This is a genomic window from Bacteroides helcogenes P 36-108, from assembly GCF_000186225.1.
Taxonomy (GTDB): Bacteria; Bacteroidota; Bacteroidia; order Bacteroidales; family Bacteroidaceae; genus Bacteroides; species Bacteroides helcogenes.
This window is the reverse complement of sequence record NC_014933.1, coordinates 2,242,794-2,257,965: the sequence shown is the minus strand read 5'-3', so window position 1 is coordinate 2,257,965 and position 15,172 is coordinate 2,242,794. Positions and strand designations below refer to the sequence as shown.

The following is a 15,172-nucleotide window of genomic DNA, read 5'->3' as shown; positions in this document are numbered from 1 at the left end:
TATATTATGTGTAAGAATAGTTACTGTAGCGTTGGTATAGTGTGTTAGAAAATAAACATGTTTTTTTACATCGGCTTAAATCGCAGTAATCTTGATACACTTTACATATATTGAATTATAAAGAAACAGGGAGTGAATAAATATTCACTCCCTGTTTCTTTATAATGTCTTTTTATTAATAATAAAGTCATAATCTTTTTTATTTTCGACATTTTGCATACCTGTAGTTCGTATCGCAGCAGTAACTTCTCCCCAATTAATAAAATAATCATCATAATATTTTATAGGATAGTCACTATAAGTTATTACACCATCTCTTGTAGGTGTCCTGTTTACCAATTGTGATATGCGTTTAACTTCTAATTGGAGAGTTTTTTTCTCCACTTCATATTTTTGTTTTTTTAATCGTTTGACTAAACTATTTTTTGCTTTTGGAGTTTCGGAATGTTTCCCGAAAGGATTGATACCGGCTTGTAAATCAACATGTCTTTTAATTGCTATATCGTAGTATTTTGATGACAATTCAATGCCAAAATATTTACGTCCCAGCATTTCTGCACATAAAGAAGTAGTTCCTGAACCATTAAAAGGATCAAGAACCAAATCACCTTCATTTGTGAAAATAGAAATTAATCTTTCCATGAACATAGGGGGAAGTTGGGTTGGGTGATCTACTCTTTGGCTATTATGTTTTAGCCGATGAATATCCCACCATAAATTTGTTACTTGTACTTTATCAATTATATTTTCTTTTGCTCGTTTTTTTATACATGAATTTCTTATACAATAAAATTCTTTATACGTGTTAATACTATTAATCTCTAAAGGTGAATGCTTTAAGTGGTAAAAAGGTAAATCATTAGCTTCTCCTTTAGTAAAACATATAACAGAGTAGTGAGCAGGCATAATCATTCTTACTGGGACACTTAATCCTTCCCAAATAATCCAATCTTGGAATTTTAATAATTTATTTAAGCATTGGAAATGCCTGATAGCCCATTGAGGTATATTTAAGATAGCGACAGTCTTACCCGGCTTAATGATACGAGCTAATTCCATAATCCACTTATCACACCATTGGAAATATTCAATAATATCTATGTCATCATTGCAGTTGTCGTATTTTTTATTAACATTGTATGGTGGATCTGCAAAGCAAAAATCCACACTGTTTGATGGTAATTCTTTTAGAATTTTCAAACAGTCATCGTTGATTATGACAGAATTAGTATTCCCTTTATAATTAAATGTTTCTATTTCACCAACAGGAATATTTATACTTTTATCAATAGTACAATCTGTATGCAAATATTTATTTGTCAGATCAAGGTATTTTAAATTTTTATATGGTGAAATACCAAAAATGTCTCTTAATCTATCTATAATTAATGTGTCATTTTCGTAATCTATTGCAATGTCACGCCATACATCAGACATTATCGTCCCATATTCATGATAAAGGTGCTTTTTACCACCATAATCCTTTGTTGTTTTTTCACAAAATGGACAAAACGTATAAGCAATACGTGTTTTAGCATGCTTTAACATTCCCTTATAACGTGTTATAACAGCTAATGCAGCGTGATGTTGTGGTAATTGTCCTTTCGTTGTATTAACTGGCTTTATCAATTTAACCCCTACCCATAATTTAATATAGGCTTTATTTGTTAGTTTAGACAAAAACTCTGCTATAAATAAAGGAGATGATAATATTGATATAGTGGCATTTTCTCCTAAATGTTCAATAAAAAAATTCAAGTCACTTATCATAGTATCCAAAGTGGAAATGTTTTTTAAAGAAGTATAATAAGGATACTTAATATAATACACATCTTCTATTGACTCAGCAGGATTGGATAAACTTTCTATAGTATTGAGAGAAAGTCTATTTTCTAATTCACTTAAATGGGACATTTATTCATCAAGGCTTTTTAAAAATTCAATCAATTTATCTAACTCACTGTCACGAAATGAAACGGTACAATCACTGTATTGACAAATAGTTTTTAGCGCAGATTGTCGAGCAAAGTTTCCTGCGCCATCCAAATAAAGAATTACTGCCGTTGCTATTTATTATTTAATCTCCTTCTCCGTATGTTGCAGCCGGTAAAACTCTTTCTGCCTTTCAATTTCATTGCGCAACTCCTCCTCCGTAGGCATATACAGCATATATTTGGAAGCGAAAAGTTGGTTATTGTCATGCAGCACGGAATATCGGGCAATATCCTCGTCCGTTTCGGAGCAGAGAACGATGCCGATGGTCGGATTGTCACCTTCACCACGCACACGCTCGTCGTACATCCGCACGTACATATCCATTTGTCCCACGTCCTGATGGGTGATAGGATTTGTTTTGAGGTCGATTAAAACGAAACATTTCAATAAATAATTATAAAAAACAAGGTCGATAAAGTAGTCTTTCTTTTCGATACGCACCAACTTCTGGCGCGTTACATACGAGAAACCCTTTCCCAATTCAAGTAAAAAACGCTGCAAGTTATCGATAATGGCCGACTCCAATTTGGACTCGGTAAAGTCTGTATTGGGGGATAGTCCGATAAACTCCGCTACGGTCGGGTTCTTGATGAACTCCAATTTGTCCTGCTGGTACGGACGTGTGAGCGACTTCATTTCCGTTTCTACTTTCCCCTTATCATGCGAGAGTAGCAGCCGCTCGTAATACTGCGAGCCAATGTTGCGGTCGAGGGTGCGGTAACTCCACATCTGCTCCTGCGCTTCTTTCAGATACCATGCACGGGCTTCGGAGTTGGGAACCTGAATCAGTCGCTTGTAATGAGACCAACTCAATATTCGCCACGGTGTAGCGAATATCTCAGGGAAGGTGTTATAGAATTGTCTATAATAGTATAGGGAACCGGTAGAGAATCCCTTACCAAACTCCTTTGTCAATTCCGTAGAAAGTTCCTTGAGTAGTTGCGCCCCGTAATCCGCCCGTTCCTTTCCCTGCTGTTCCTCTTCCACGATGCGCTTGCCCATCTGCCAGTAGGCTTCCACCATTGCCGAGTTGATGGCGGTATAGGCTTTTTGTCGGGCTTCGGTTACAATTTGCTTGATTTCATGAATGAAATTCGCGCTATGTAAAGCTATATGGTTGTCTTTTCCCATTGTCTATAAATGATTTAACGGCAAAGTTAGAAAAAAGTGGGACAAATGCGAAACAACCTGTTTCGTATTTTAGGCTGTATCAGAAAATATTTGGATGTTATCTCTTCCGCCCCCGTTCCTTCTCATCATCCTGCTGCATCCGCTTGTTCAGCCGTTCCCGCATCTTGTCCAGAAAATACGTGCGGCTCTCGTTCTTGCGTCGTTTCATATCCGTGTAGGTGCTGTAACAATCCCGGATGTCGATGTCCAGCAGCATCCCTACAAAGGCGGCCAATTCATGTATCGGGGGTTCGCCGTTGTTGATGCTTTTCATTTCATCCAGCCCGTACACAATCTCCATCAGCTCGATGGCGCTCCCCGTCCACTTGTAGGAACCTTTGACCTTCAGCAGTTCGGGGGACAACCCGTTATCGCTGTTTAGCAGGCACGCGCGTCTCATCGACAGAAAGGCGTACAGCATCTCCATTGCGAGGATGCGGGCCACAAGGTGGTCATAGCCCGTACTGAACTCCAAGTCATCCATCACCAAGTTATTATGGGAAACCAGCGTCATTATGGGCACTTCGAGTTCACGGCCTCCAATCTGCACTCTTTTAGTGACAAGCCTGCCGTCTTTCGTCCAGAAATGGGAAAGGTTATCCATCTGCTGAGCTTGGAGCATACTTGTGGCACTGCTGACAGCTTGTTGCAGTCCTTTCAGTATTTCTGATAGTGCGTATCTCGGTTTCTTACTGAATATTCCCATTGCTTATTATTGTTATTATTTTCTTCATTTATATCTCAAAGGACTTTGCCCTGTTTGGTTTCCCATCTATCGGGGTACAAACCCTGATACCCATGACTGGCAGATTACAAATCTGCCGGGACGGGTAAAAAAACTGCATTATAAGTAGGTGGATATATCGAATTCTGCTCCATTATAATCGTTTTCACTTCTTTAATGTTAATTCCTCCAGTAATACCCGAAGAAGGCAATGGAAAATTGAAGCCATCGGGAGGAGTTGTTTGCCTACAATCTCCTGAGGATGATTGGTATAATTGTGAAAAATAGTTCTCCAGCATATTGTTATTCCTAATTTTTTATTGTTTTTTTCTATTAGTTGTCTATTTAATGAGCATTATATTCCAATTTTGATAAAAACAGTATTTATTTCAGCGTCACATCAGCTTTAGCATCAATTTCAATTGTGCCACATCTTCCTCCGACACCTGCCCCAATTGACACTTCTTGGGTGTACGGACCATTGTTGCCTCCCTTTATAGCAGTGATAGTGCCTCCCTGAATATTAATATTTCCACAAGTTGAGCCATACCCACTACCGATGCCAGGAGCTACCGTTATTGCTTTAGCAGTGATATTGCCTCCCAAAATCGTAATATTTCCACACATACCTCCTATTCCGGCACTAGGATACCCACCCCAAGTACCTGAATTGGCAATGATAGTACCGCTTTCTATGATAATATCTCCACACTTAGCATAGTATCCACCTCCGATGCCAGGAGCAGCGGTTCCCCCAGTAGCCGTCAACTTTCCACTGCCTTTAATAGTGATACATGTTGCTGCATGTACGCCTGCCATGTAGTCTCCATTACCCTCCACAGTATTCTCTCCTGCCAGAACTAAAATAGCATTACCTTCTCCAGAAATAGCATGGTTGGTTCCATTAGGCTTTATGTTTACATTATTTATAGTGACAGTTACTCCTTCTTTGATAACAATATTTTTAGCCAATTGGGTATTCGCATCTCCATTAATGGTGCAATCCCATTTGGCAGTATAGGTATCTCCGGTTATTTTTGCTAAATCAACAACAACAGGTCCTTCGTTTACCGTTATCTCATAGACATGCAGATTTCCTGCGGTTAGCGTTACTGTGGTAGTATAATAATATTCTTTTTCATTCTTAAGGAGAATACGGACAAATTTGGTTTCATTTATCTGTTGCGGTACAAGCAAGGCTTCGTAGGTAGCATCTTCTCCATTTCCTTCTTTGTAAGTTGGAAGATAACTGTTTGTTCCATTGCCGGTAATGACTCCTTCGCTGTAATTGCACATAGTGTTCCCCCAAAGGCTGACTTGGGCATCTTCCAGATTGGTTATGCTATTTGTCGTTTTCAATTTTATTTTAACCTTTGCCAAAAGGTGTTTGAAGTCCAGCGTTGCGGAGGTAAGATAGGAACAATTCTTGGCTTCCGCTTTTAGAAAGTCAATATCAGCAAATCCTCCCGATTGATTGTTTAGGGACACATTGTTTTTTGAATCTTTCGGATACCAAGCCGTAACGGTAGTCGGGGAGGTATTCAGCCAATAAACAGGCTCGATATTTTCCATTTGCTTACCATCCGTGGACTTTATTCTATATGTGCCTTTTGTCCCGGTACCTATTCTTGCGCCAATTTCATCATTTACACTCCAAGCATCTTTACCTGCGGCGCGAGTATTTGTCGCTCCATCGTCTTTGGTGGCGATAAATGTCAGCGGATACATGCCTTCGGGCAAGACTTCCACGAGGTTGTCCGTCGTGTCTTCGCTGCTGCACGAAGCGAAGAGGGATGTGCCTGCCAACAGGCAATAGATGAATAATCGTTCTATTTTCATAACTGTTCTGCTTTTATTGTTTCTTTCGTGCCACCGGCAGCGGCGAAGCTGCCCGTGTGCTACCTTTTAGGGTTGCTCGCTCCGGGCTTACGCACTGTGATGTGCCCGGCGATGGCTGTTCTCTTTCTTTATCGGAATCAATATTCCACAATACTCTCCAATACGGGCTCGCCCTTCAGCGGTGCATAAATAGTCACTTTGGCGAAGCCGAACTTCGGTTCGCGGGTGACGCTCTTTGTCATACAGAAGTAGCGGTAGTTGTATCCTGCTACCAATTGCTTGGCCACCAGCATCGGGGTGTAATCCACACCTTTCAGCGTCATGCAAGTTTGGAAGATGGACTTCTCTTCGTCCGTCAGCGGTTCGTATTCGCCCCATCCACCCACTTTGAGGGCATCGGCGGCTGCTTCTTCCGCAGTCACTACGGTGTAGGGGAACACGTCCTCATAAAGCACTTCCTTTGTGTCACGATAGTAGGCGAACTGTATTTCCGCCTGTCCCGGATTCAGGAACTGGAAAGTGAAGGACTGCACGGTCATTCCGCCGGGTTGGTTCACGTCAGCAGTTTCCACACTCTCGTCCAGCAGGGCGACTCCTCCGCTCAGGCGAACCAGAGCGTAACGATAACCTGTACCTGCGTGTGAGGTACGCTTGATGGTGATGGTATCACCTACCTTGAATGCTTTTCTAATCATAACAATACGTGTTTTAAGAATATAAAATCTGTAATGTTCTAATGACCGGGCTTTCACCACCCGACTTTGATTAAGAGAGAGTTTTCGGAAGGTTCGGCTTCCGAAAACCGTAACGGTTCAAATATATTTTCATCCATTGCCGTTTCTGCTGTGCAGAATGGCAACAGAGGATTTCACTTGATGCTGCTTTATCCTAACGGGTTCTCGTTCTCGTCGCCGTCACTGCCGCCTTGTGCGGGGTCTTGGTCTTTGGTGTCGGGCGAGAGTTCTATCCACTCCAACTGGTCGCTGTCCACGAGGGCGCGGGTGTAAGTGCCGTTACTCAGCTTGGCGCGTTCGGGCACGAACTGCACGCGCACGGCCTGCACCTGTTTGTCGAAATTGAAGTCTTCGAGCTTCGCCACGCCTTTCGTGTCGAGCACGTAGCGGAAGTAGCCCAAGCCCTTGATGTGGACGCTCTTGCCTTGCATCATGCGGGTGTGCATCACGCCGGAGATGTCGCCCAGTACGGCTTGCACGTCACTGTTACTCACTGTGGAAATCTTCGCCAGGTCTTTGGCGATGGTTTCCGTTTCTACGGGTTTGCCCTGCACGATGGCTTGGGGATAGTAAACTTCGGTTCTTTTGCTGAATGCTTTTTTCCAGAATGGCATGATGTGTTTCCTTTCTTTGTCTTTAGATTTGTTGATTATTTTAATTAGTCCGTCTCTTCTCCCCGAAGGCCGCTACAAGGGGCTGTGGAGGGGTTTCTACCTTCGGCTTGCCGAGGTAGCTACCTTTAGGGTATCGAGGTAGCTACCAAGTGGTGGTCGAGGTAGCTACCTTGACAATGCCTCGGTAGCTGGCTTTTCGGGGAAGAGTGGATTGTTTACTTTTATTATTGCATTTCAGCCGTTCCTGTGGTGGGGTCGCCTTCAATGCCTTGCCACGGTGTAATTGTGGATGTGACCGTCAGCCCGGTGGCGGTTACCGTGATTTCATATTGATAGATGTTGCCGCTATCAAACGTGGTTTTTGCTTTCGTTGTATAGTAGAATACACCGCTTCCGGCATCCGCAGAGAGTGTTATCTTAAGAAGTTGCGTACTATTGGCAATTTCTTGCGGAGCGATGATGGCACCGTATGTTCCCAATTTCACATCGCCTTTAGTAGATGTCGCGGCAGTGTTTACATCACCCGTCTTTCTGTTGAAATTCGCAGCTTTCTCTGCACTTAACACTTCTATGGTGGCTCCACCTACGGTAGATACTCCATCACCTGCTGTCAATGTACAAAAAATCTTGGCGAGCTTATGTGTAAAGGTCAGGGAATGTGCTGTTTTGCTACGTGCAATGGTAGTTTCTCCGGAATAAAGCAGGTCGGATTTATAGTAATTAGCATCTACCGATTGGTCTGCTTCTACAGTAAAATCGTATGTATCATCTGCTCCATCGTTATAAGGATGGTAGGCTTTGATTTTCACGTCCTTGCCGCTTTGCGGATAGTACATGGTGGCGCTATAAGTGCCGAAATTGCCGCTGCCGTCGGCTTTGGCGGAAACATTGGAGTAACCGTAAGTAGTAATGGGTTCACCGTCCACTCCAGATACATAGATGCCGATTAGCTCATCTGCTGCTATCTGCGTGTCGGGTGCTGTGGGTGTGTATGCACGTGTCTGCACAGACACTCCACTGCTCAGGCGGATTTCGCCCGCCCAGTTGTCTGTCTCATTGTCGTTGCTGCACGCTGCCAGCACCGTTGCGGCAGCAGCCATCATCATCATAAATTTTGCTTTCATTGTCTTTTTACATTTAAAAATTAGGGAAAATATTATTTGGTAGTATTATTCGGCACTGCCGTTTTCACCTTTTTCGCCGTTGCCGAGATTCCAGTTCTCGATGGTAGCGGTCACTTCAAGACCACTGCGGTTGATGGTGATGTTGTAGATGTTACGGTCTCCGGCTATGAAGTCTTTTTCGCCGGAAATAGTCCAGCGGAACTTCTCACCCGTTTTATCCAACGTGAAGACCAGTTCACGGTCGGTACTTGGGTTGAACTCGTCGCTGTTGGGCAGCAGGATGGCTTCGGCGGCCGTGCCGTCGGCGGCGGTGTTCAAGGTCACATCTTTCTTGTCCCCGGTTGTGAGTGCCAAAGTCTCTGTCAGCGGAGTATAGGTGGCTGCGGTGCACTGCTTGGTGATTTCCACTGTCAGCTCTGCAAGGTCGGAAGGAGTAAGTCCCGTTCCGTTTGTAATATTCAGTTCTATCTTTGTCAGCTTGTGAGAGAAATTGAAAGCTACATTTGGCTGGCTCTTGTTGTACTTCTTAGAATCTGCGCTCTGCACTTTGGCTGTCATTAAGTCTATTTTGGGCAAGCTCTCCTGACTGCTTACATCGATTGTCATACTTCCGTCGGTTAGTGTCTGCTGCGGATAGTAGGCGATGAAATCCACATCCGAGCCGTCCACAGGGAAGTAGATGGTTTGGTCGGCAGTGGCAGTGAAACCACCGTTGCTACCGTCAACGGCTGTGGTGTAGAGGCGGTTTTCAGCCGCTTCGGTGATGGTACTCGTTCCGGTTTTCAACATATAGATGCCGATGCCGTCACCTGCTTGCCAATCGCTACCGATGGCACGCGATTGGATGCCGCTGGTTACTTGCAATGCCACACGGTCGCTACCGTCCGGTGTTGCGGTCTCATTGTCGTTGCCGCAACCTGCCAACAGCAAGAGGGCGGCTGCCATAAAGATGTTCTGTCTATTCCTTCTCATATCTTTTATTATTTGGTTTCTACTCTTTGTTATTTGATTTCTATCCTTTATTATTTGATTTCTAACTATCAACTATCACCTATCAACTATCAATTAACAGTAATGTCTCCGTTGTTCACCGTGTTCCAGTTGCCGATGATGGCACTGATTCCCGCTTCGGCGGGCAGCGTCAGCGTGGCATCCAATGTCAACGGCTCTATCTCTCCGCTACCGAAGTTCTTCAGGGCTTCGGTGAGGTCGGTCTTGATGGTCTGCACCGTGCCGTTAGTCAATGCCACGGTGATGCTCAATTCCTGTTTTTCACCCGTCATCACGCCGAGCAGTCGCAGCGAAGCGGCCAATACCGGATTTCCCGTAGCGCGGGTTGCTTTGCAGGCGGCAGACGGCGATGCCGAAGTCCCTGCACGTGCCTTTCCGTAGGCGGCAGTCCCCAATGTGAATACGGGAACAACCGCCTTTCCTTCCGTTGCTGCCACGTTTCCCGTAATCAAATCCACAGACGGGGCAATGCCCGTCAGCGTGGCGGTGGTTCCGGCTATGCGCTGCTCGTCGCCGTTGTTCAGCTTCAGCGTTAATGCCAATGTGCGGATGTGCTGCATCATGGGCACGGTCACTTTCAGCGTGTCATCCTTCGGTACGTCCAGCTCTTTGGCTGCCGAGAACAGAAAGCCCGGCATGGGGTTCAATGTTCCGTCTTCCAATGTGTTCACTGTGGCAGTAGTCCCGCTGATGGTGATGCCGTCGGCTTGGTGATAGACTAACAGGCTTTGCGTGCCCGGCACGAGCAGCGACTTGAAAGCGTTGGTCTCGCTGTTTACCGTCTGTTCCTCGCCGCCCGTGCTTCTTGTGGCAGGCTCCACGCTGCCGATGCGCAGGATATAGCTTTCCGGCAGCACGGCATCCGAGGATCGTCCCGTCCAGTCGGTGGTAATCTGCACCGCACCCTTGTCGGGATGCGGGGTGTTATATAAGGTGTCTTTTACGCAACTGCCCAACATCAACGTGGAGCATAGGAAAAGACCTGTTACTATCTTGGAATAATTCTTCATTTTCATTCTTCTGTTCCTCCTTATTTAAGATTCCATACGAGGGTAATTCCTAAATCGGTAACGCCCCATACATTCTTGGTGCAATCGCCGTCTTTCACACGCACGCCGTCTGTTACATGATAGGTCTCATAGTCGGCGTGCAGACAACCTGCTCCTACATTGAAATCCAACGCAAACGATTTACCGAGTGGCAACTTGCAGCCCACTGTAATGCCTCCACCTTGCAAATCGCCCTGCTTCCCTGTGTCGGACAACTTATAGTTGAATTGACCAATTTTGTATTGTGCACCGAGATAGAATTTATTATTTTGAGCGAAGTAGTAACGCACTTCGGGCGATACTTCCCAAAGGGCATAGCGACGGTTCTTATTGTCCCAGCTCCACGAAGTCCAAGAGCCATCTACTGCAACGCTCCACTTGTTTGCAAACCGCCATTCTATACCGAGGTCGGGCGTAAGTGTAGCCCAACGAAGCAGGTTGGCACGAAGTAAAAAACTCTGTGAGGTGGTCTTATCGACTGTTTGAATGGGTGTTTCTTCGATTTGGTTAGTTGGGGCTTGCGTGGTTTCTTCTTTGGGCGTTGCAACAACAGGTTGTTCAACGATTTTTTCCTCTTTGATTTCCGGCTCGTCTTCTTCCACTTCAACGGCAACGGCAGCCGGAATAAACAGACGCACCGTCACAAAATCGCCCTTGTCGGTGTGATTCTTGGTGATGAAGCAATCTTCAGTGAGTCCGGCATTGGTAATCATATAAGATTTTACCCGGCTGGAACGTATTTTGGCAGTATTCAGTCTTGCCTGTGTGGTAGATAGTGAGTTGCAGTAACCATCCACATGGATTTTTTCCTGCGTGATAGACTCTTTGTGAAGCTCTATGCACTTCATCAGTCGAGCCAATTCCATTTCATTATCCTTGTAAGGCGAAAAGAACCGGTTATTACCTGATACGAAGCGAAACTCATACACGCTGTCCGCTTTCTCCTGCGAATAGGATGGAAGGAGCAGCATCAGTGCCGCAATGGCTGTAAAAATTCGTTTTATATTTTTCATGTTATACATATGATTTTATTGGATATAAAGGATGTCTGCAACCGTCAACCTTGAATGAGGATACGGAGGCATATTGTTGTGTCCGTAAGAAGTTAGCCTTATTACGGAATATTTTTTGTCGATAAATGGGAAGTCAGAAGAAGCGGAAATAAAATGCGGAAGATGCTTGCAGAAAGCAAAACATCTGTATATTGGCGCGTGTGTGCGTTTCTTATATATAGGTCTGGCTTGTGTGTGTGTGTGTGTGTGTGTGTGTGTGTGTGTGTTTACACAAAAAACCGAGACCGCCAAATCTTTAAGAATAAATGTTGCGATAATAGCGCAAAATAGATACTGACAAACTGCCAGATAATCTAATGTGCTATATGATAAATCGTAACCGTCCATTTATTCTTAATTTAATAGTTAAACTATACGTTCGCCAAAAATAGCAAAAAATCCGCCTTTCTGACGAACAAATTCCCAACTATTTTGTTTTTAATCTTTATTTTCTTTCCATTTTATCGAAAAATGCCATGTCTGACTGATATTTTATCCAAAATCAATCCATCCAATCCCTTTTAATTCTTCTTTTTCGTTTACTCTACTCTTTTACAAGCTTTTCGATTACGCCTCCGATTTACTCTTTTTGAATAATCTTCGGGTGCAAATATCCTATAATAATTCTTCGCAAGAAAGGAATTTGCTACGGAGTTGGTACGGAGCAAATGCGTCCCAACCCCAGTCTTGGTCTCTATCTTTATATTATATGGGGAAATGATAGAGCAGAACAAAGCGAAGTAGTAAAGTTCGCTCGTTTCTAAATCGTTACCTATCAAGCAATATTCTTTTGCAATCTATTGAAATTCTATTAATAAGAAAACTTAATAAAACTGCATGAACTTGGCGGTGGTGTTATAACCGCATTTGCAGGCTGTACGCAAATACAACCCAAAATCGGTAATGAACATCGAAGTAATCTGCTTAATGGATAGATCTGATACGGTTTATGCGGCCGGCTTCTGAAGTACGTCCGGTAGCCTTGCCCATTTTACCGTCCCAAATAGATGGCAACACGTCCAGCTTGGTGTTAAAACGGCTTGCCACACCGTCCACTGTGATGCGGGCGAAAAGGTGTACTTTAAGGCAGACACAAGGGGATAAAAAAAGTCCCACAAATCATTGAATTTGTGGGACTTGCCTGCTTGCTGCCCGGTTTTGTCCGGTTAGTTCAGCGGAGAGACAGGGATTCGAACCCCGGGTGCCTTGCAGCACAACGGTTTTCAAGACCGCCGCAATCGACCACTCTGCCACCTCTCCAAAACTTCTTTTTCAAGAAGCCTTTTCTATTAAAGCGGTGCAAAGGTATAACTTTTTTTTTATTTGCAAATAGAATGACTTATTTTAATTACAAAAACAGAAAAAGAATGCCTGAAATGTGAAAGTACATCAGAATCACTACCTAATAATAGTTATTTTATGCCGTACAACACAAAAAGGCATATATACACTATACAATTAAGGAAATAATCCCGTAATTTTGCACTCTCTAAAGGATTATAATTAGATAACCCACTTAACAAAATGAATTTTATGGAATTGAACAAAACCTTTATTGACGGGCTTTGGAGTAAAGAAATCAATGTTAGTGATTTCATTAGTAGAAACATTACCCCCTATATTGGGGATGCCTCTTTCTTACAAGGGCCTACCGAACGTACTAAGCATATTTGGAATCTTTGTCTGAAGTCACTCGAAGAAGAAAGAAATAATAATGGTGTACGTGCATTAGATAATGTTACTATATCCACAATTACCTCACATAAAGCAGGTTATATTGATAAAGAAAACGAACTTATCGTCGGTTTGCAGACAGACGAACTGCTGAAGCGTTCCATCAAGCCATTTGGTGGCATCAATGTAGTAGCTAAGGCGTGTCGTGAGAATGGTGTTGAAGTAGATGATAGGGTAAAAGATATTTTTACTCATTATCGCAAAACACATAACGACGGTGTGTTCGATGTATATACTGAGGAAATCCGTTCATTTCGTTCATTAGGTTTCCTTACCGGATTACCCGACAACTATGCACGTGGACGCATCATCGGTGATTATCGACGTTTGGCCCTTTACGGTATAGACCGTCTGGTTGAAGCCAAGATAGAAGATCTGCACAATCTCACAGGACCAATGACCGAATCCCGTATCCGGTTACGCGAGGAAGTAGCCGAACAGATCAAAGCTTTAAAGGATATCAAAACCATGGGCGAATATTATGGCCTTGATCTCAGCCATCCGGCTACAACAGCGCAAGAAGCCGTACAATGGGTGTACATGGCATATCTCGCTGCGGTCAAAGAACAGGATGGTGCAGCTATGTCATTGGGCAATGTATCCTCTTTCCTTGATATCTATATTGAATATGACTTGGCTCATGGAAATATAGATGAGACCTTTGCACAGGAATTAGTTGACCAATTTGTCATCAAGCTTCGTATGGTTCGTCACTTGCGCATGCAGTCTTACAATGATATCTTTGCCGGCGACCCGACTTGGGTTACAGAATCCATAGGCGGACGTTTCAACGATGGACGTGTAAAAGTAACCAAGACCTCTTTCCGTTTCCTTCAGACTTTATACAACCTCGGTCCTTCTCCGGAGCCAAACATGACTGTACTATGGAGTCCTGAACTGCCGGAAGGTTTCAAAGAATTCTGTGCACAAGTTTCAGTTGATACAAGTTCTATCCAATATGAAAACGATAATCTGATGCGCGAAGTACGTAATTGCGACGATTATGGCATTGCCTGCTGTGTATCTTACCAAGCCATCGGCAAACAAATTCAGTTCTTCGGTGCGCGCGCCAACCTTGCCAAAGCATTATTGCTCGCCATTAACGGCGGACGTTGCGAAAACACCGGAACTGTAATGGTAAAAGGTATTCCTGTACTGACCAGTGACACCCTGAACTTTGAGGAAGTAATGTCCAATTACAAGAAAGTTCTGACCGAAATAGCCCGTGTTTACAATGAGGCAATGAACATCATCCATTATATGCACGACAAGTATTATTATGAAAAGGCTCAAATGGCCTTCATAGATACCGATCCCCGCATCAATCTGGCGTATGGCGTTGCCGGTCTCTCTATTGCAGTGGATTCATTGTCTGCCATCAAGAATGCCAAAGTGGTTGCACGCCGCAATGAGATAGGTTTGACAGAAGGCTTTGATATTGAGGGAACTTTCCCCTGTTTTGGCAACAATGATGACCGAGTGGACCATCTTGGTGTAGATCTGGTTTATTATTTCAGTGAAGAATTGAAGAAACTGCCGGTTTACAAGAACGCCCGTCCTACCCTTTCACTTCTGACCATTACCTCTAACGTAATGTACGGCAAAAAGACCGGTGCTACCCCTGACGGACGCGCCAAAGGAGTTGCTTTTGCTCCCGGAGCCAATCCGATGCATGGCCGCGACAAAAACGGTGCTATCGCCTCTTTGAGTTCCGTTGCCAAATTGCGTTATCGAGATTCCCAAGATGGTATCAGCAATACATTCTCCGTTATTCCCAAATCATTAGGCCCTACACCGGAAGAGCGTGTAGAAAACTTAGTGACAATGATGGACGGTTATTTCACCAAAGGTGCACACCACTTGAATGTAAACGTACTGAACCGCGAAATGCTGGAAGATGCCATGGAACATCCCGAAAAGTATCCTCAGCTCACTATCCGTGTTTCCGGTTACGCCGTGAACTTTGTGAAACTGAGCCGTGAACATCAGTTGGAAGTTATCAGTCGTTCTTTCCACGAAAGAATGTAATATATTCAATTTCAAATATAATTTTCAGGCACGGATTATGCGGTTCTTGCGGATTAAACAATAACTCCGCAGCAGATCGTGTAATCTGTGTTTTTTTA

The 15,172-nt window shown here is 43.8% G+C and carries 13 protein-coding genes, 1 tRNA gene and 1 pseudogene; 1 reads left to right on the top strand and 14 read right to left on the bottom strand.

Translation table 11 applies throughout. From position 1 onward, the window contains the following. Positions 1 to 159 precede the first annotated feature (159 nt). The 14 genes and pseudogenes from BACHE_RS09065 to BACHE_RS09010 all read right to left on the bottom strand — a co-directional run bounded on the left by BACHE_RS09065 (position 160) and on the right by BACHE_RS09010 (position 12,572). Complete coding sequence (locus BACHE_RS09065; RefSeq protein ID WP_013547394.1) at positions 160 to 1,914, bottom strand: DNA-methyltransferase; 1,755 nt, start codon at positions 1,912 to 1,914, stop codon at positions 160 to 162. After that, complete coding sequence (locus tag BACHE_RS18075; protein ID WP_425358250.1) at positions 1,915 to 2,046, bottom strand: hypothetical protein; 132 nt, start codon at positions 2,044 to 2,046, stop codon at positions 1,915 to 1,917. It abuts the gene before it with no gap. Positions 2,047 to 2,073: 27 nt separating this feature from the next. Next, positions 2,074 to 3,126, bottom strand: a complete 1,053-nt coding sequence (locus tag BACHE_RS09060) for a PDDEXK nuclease domain-containing protein (RefSeq protein WP_013547393.1) — start codon at positions 3,124 to 3,126, stop codon at positions 2,074 to 2,076. A gap of 97 nt (positions 3,127 to 3,223) precedes the next feature. Then, on the bottom strand, positions 3,224 to 3,871 hold the full coding sequence (locus tag BACHE_RS16665; protein ID WP_013547392.1) for an RteC domain-containing protein: 648 nt from the start codon (positions 3,869 to 3,871) through the stop codon (positions 3,224 to 3,226). Positions 3,872 to 4,273: 402 nt separating this feature from the next. Further along, entirely contained in the window at positions 4,274 to 5,728 is a 1,455-nt protein-coding gene (locus tag BACHE_RS09050) for a fimbrillin family protein (protein WP_013547390.1), read from the bottom strand. A 137-nt stretch (positions 5,729 to 5,865) separates the two neighbouring features. Then, entirely contained in the window at positions 5,866 to 6,423 is a 558-nt protein-coding gene (locus BACHE_RS09045; RefSeq protein WP_013547389.1) for a protease inhibitor I42 family protein, read from the bottom strand. 188 nt (positions 6,424 to 6,611) lie between these two features. Further along, the gene (locus BACHE_RS09040) at positions 6,612 to 7,076 is read right to left on the bottom strand and encodes an HU family DNA-binding protein (protein ID WP_013547388.1); all 465 of its coding nucleotides are present in this window, start codon (positions 7,074 to 7,076) and stop codon (positions 6,612 to 6,614) included. Between the two features lie 224 nt (positions 7,077 to 7,300). After that, on the bottom strand, positions 7,301 to 8,200 hold the full coding sequence (locus BACHE_RS09035) for a fimbrillin family protein (RefSeq protein ID WP_013547387.1): 900 nt from the start codon (positions 8,198 to 8,200) through the stop codon (positions 7,301 to 7,303). Positions 8,201 to 8,245: 45 nt separating this feature from the next. Continuing rightward, complete coding sequence (locus BACHE_RS09030; protein WP_013547386.1) at positions 8,246 to 9,172, bottom strand: fimbrillin family protein; 927 nt, start codon at positions 9,170 to 9,172, stop codon at positions 8,246 to 8,248. An 89-nt stretch (positions 9,173 to 9,261) separates the two neighbouring features. Continuing rightward, complete coding sequence (locus BACHE_RS09025) at positions 9,262 to 10,227, bottom strand: FimB/Mfa2 family fimbrial subunit (protein WP_013547385.1); 966 nt, start codon at positions 10,225 to 10,227, stop codon at positions 9,262 to 9,264. Positions 10,228 to 10,241: 14 nt separating this feature from the next. Continuing rightward, positions 10,242 to 11,273 (bottom strand): DUF3575 domain-containing protein, encoded by a 1,032-nt coding sequence (locus tag BACHE_RS09020; protein ID WP_013547384.1) that lies wholly within the window; start codon positions 11,271 to 11,273, stop codon positions 10,242 to 10,244. Positions 11,274 to 12,139: 866 nt separating this feature from the next. Next, positions 12,140 to 12,256, bottom strand: a pseudogene (locus tag BACHE_RS18070) (site-specific integrase); the annotation flags it as partial. Further along, positions 12,237 to 12,428 carry an Arm DNA-binding domain-containing protein gene (locus BACHE_RS17785; protein ID WP_041579296.1) on the bottom strand — a complete coding sequence of 64 codons (192 nt, stop codon included), beginning with the start codon at positions 12,426 to 12,428 and terminating at the stop codon, positions 12,237 to 12,239. The pseudogene BACHE_RS18070 and the gene BACHE_RS17785, both read right to left, overlap by 20 nt. A gap of 59 nt (positions 12,429 to 12,487) precedes the next feature. Then, positions 12,488 to 12,572: transfer RNA gene (locus BACHE_RS09010), tRNA-Ser, on the bottom strand. 273 nt (positions 12,573 to 12,845) lie between these two features. Between BACHE_RS09010 and pflB the strand changes: the two genes are divergently transcribed. After that, on the top strand, positions 12,846 to 15,074 hold the full coding sequence (gene pflB, locus BACHE_RS09005) for a formate C-acetyltransferase (RefSeq protein WP_041579295.1): 2,229 nt from the start codon (positions 12,846 to 12,848) through the stop codon (positions 15,072 to 15,074). The last annotated feature ends 98 nt before the right edge of the window (positions 15,075 to 15,172 follow it).